At 53.5% G+C, this 2,497-nt stretch carries 2 protein-coding genes; one reads left to right on the top strand and one right to left on the bottom strand.

Annotation, left to right across the window (positions count from 1 at the left end):
- On the top strand, positions 1-207 hold a 207-nt coding region (locus tag V6C07_RS12235; protein ID WP_333536757.1), incomplete at its 5' end, for a hypothetical protein.
- Positions 208-213: 6 nt separating this feature from the next.
- On the opposite strand, the gene V6C07_RS12230 is transcribed toward V6C07_RS12235, so the two are convergent.
- Entirely contained in the window at positions 214-1,959 is a 1,746-nt protein-coding gene (locus tag V6C07_RS12230) for a HAMP domain-containing methyl-accepting chemotaxis protein (protein ID WP_333536756.1), read from the bottom strand.
- Between the last annotated feature and the right edge of the window lie 538 nt (positions 1,960-2,497).

The raw sequence follows: 2,497 nt of genomic DNA, 5'->3' as shown, positions 1-2,497 counted from the left end.
GGCTGCGATGTTTTACCCGGCACAAATGCGGCACGGCGTGACCCGCGTCAGGTGCGGGGCTGGATGTGTCGGGTTTATGGCGCAGGCACGGCGCAGCATACACGGCATGGGGACGGGGGGCAATTCGCACGCGAGGCGTCCTGCGGCACGAAAAAACCGGCCCTGCCCCGTGAAGGCAGGACCGGTTTTGTTCATGAAGGCTGGTAACGGGCATCAGGCCCGTTTGAGAGACTCAATTATTCTGGCCAGTTCCTGCGCCTGGGCCGCCAGTTCGGAAACGGCCTTGCTGGCCTCGCCCATGGCCTGGGCTGTTTCGCCGGCAATGGTGTTGACGTGTTCCACGGAGCGGGCAATTTCTTCTGAAGAGGCCGACTGCTGTTCGCTGGCAGTGGCGATATTGCGTACCTGATCGGCTGTCTGCCCGGCCAGGTCGAGGATTTCTTTCAGCGCCTCGCCGCTGCGCAGGGAAAGCTCGGTGGCGAGATTAACCTTGCCCACCGCGGTATCCATACGGCGCACGCCGTCCTGGGAACTTTCCTGAATGGCGTGGATGGCCCTGCCCACATCCTGGGTGGAGGCCATGGTTTTTTCTGCCAGCTTGCGTACCTCATCGGCCACCACGGCAAAGCCGCGTCCTGCTTCGCCGGCTCTGGCCGCTTCGATGGCCGCATTAAGAGCCAGCAGGTTGGTCTGATCCGCAATGTCGGAAATGACGGTCATGATTTCATTGATGGCCTGCGCATGCCCGGAAAGCTGGTCCATGTTGGCCTTAAGGGACATGGCGTCGCTTTGCACTTCATTGATGGCCGTCTGGCACTGGGAGGTAATCTGTTCGCCATCGCGGGCTTTCTGTTGCGCCGCGCCGGAAAGGTCCGCTCCTGACGAGGCGTTTCTGGCTACTTCAAGCACGGTGACGTTCATTTCTTCCACTGCGGTGGCGGTGTCCGCAATGCGGCTGGCCTGCTGCGCCGCACCGTGAGAGGACTGCTCGATCTGGGCTGAAAGCTGTTCGGAGGCGGAGGCGATAATATTGACTACGCCTTCAAGCTGGGCTGCGGCATCAAGCAGCCCTTCGCGACGGGCGCTTTCCGCTCTGGACTGGGCTTCTTCTGCCGCACGTTGCGCTGCCCCGGCCTTTTCGGCCGCTTCCTGCGCCCGGAGCGACTCTTCCTGCGCCCGCTCGATATTTGCCTTCAGGGCGCTGACCATGCCTACAATGGCCTTGTATACACCTTCTTTGGAGCCTCCATCGTCCACACTGTAGTCGCCCTGCACGACGCGGTTGGCAATGTCGTTAAGTTCGCCGGGGTCTTTGCCCAACTGCCTGTGCGTACTTCTTATGATGAACACCACCGTGAGAGTGCCGGAAATGAGCGCTGCCGCGAGCAGACCGATGATCAGGTTTTTTGATGTGGCGTACAGGATGTCGCACTGCTTGCTGGCCGTGTCGCCGCCTTCGGTATTGAGATGCACCAGTGTCGCGAGGAATTCGCGTCCCTGTTCGTAGCACGCCCGGGACTGCACGCGGAAAAATTGCCGGGCTTCATCGCGGTTGCCGCTGTCGGCCAATTGTATGATGCGGGAACTGATATCTGAATATTCCTTCCATTGCCGCGAAAAGGCTTCATATGCCTGGCGCTCCTGCTGTGAGTCGATGAGGGGTAAATACCGCGCGGTAATGGCGGAAAGGCTTTTTTGCGAGCTTTCCATGCGGTTTTTATATATCTGCCGGTATTCGTCCATGGGAGGCGTTGTGATGAACAGGGCTTCGGCAAGCCGATAGTCAGAGGCGACGATGTTGAGTTCCATGGCGCACCGTGTTGAAGGCAGCCAGTTGCGACTCAGTTCTGTTGAACCGTCATTGATCTTTGACATCTGCACGAGGCTGAACGTGCCGAGTATGGCGATGAGCAGCAGCAAGAACGCCGACATCAGTGAAAGTTTTACTCCCAGCTTCATTTGCTTTCCTCCTCCCCCAATGGTGTGGTGATGACCTTTTGTATGCAAGTGCATAAAAACAATAGTGTAGTTTTGTTTCTTCATGCACCATTGACATGATATGAAGACATTTTATTGCATAACTAATTTTTTCATCAGACTTTGAGTAATAATGATTATTGTCTTAATGTATTATCGGCATAATTAATACTGACTTATGGTCTTTATCAATATAAAAAACTGTTTTTATAAACGGTATTTCTCTGCCATGAGTTAAAAAACTTTATATGCTGAGCTTTAATATAAATGAAAACTTTATATGCATAAAAAAATAGTCATGTCATGATATGGTGTATGCTTTTTATGTGAAAAAAAATTTGCCGGAATATAAGAACTGAAACTTTTCTGCGTTGTTGGGTAGAGAAAACACGCCATTGCTGTCCGGCTAAGGGGTAACAAAAAAGTCCAAAATCTCAGCAGTATGTGGTATAAGAAGTTACCACAACAACTTGCCACACAAGGAGATTTTGGACTTGAGCCATCATACTACACTCTTCTC

The sequence above is a fragment of the Desulfovibrio sp. 1214_IL3152 genome (genome assembly GCF_036763055.1).
Taxonomy (GTDB): Bacteria; Desulfobacterota; Desulfovibrionia; order Desulfovibrionales; family Desulfovibrionaceae; genus Desulfovibrio.
This window is presented reverse-complemented; position numbering and strand designations above follow the sequence as displayed.

Bases quoted from the DNA above. Each gene is read 5' to 3' on its own strand.
- V6C07_RS12230 (WP_333536756.1), bottom strand. From the start codon at position 1,959: ATGAAGCTGGGAGTAAAACTTTCACTGATGTCGGCGTTCTTGCTGCTG.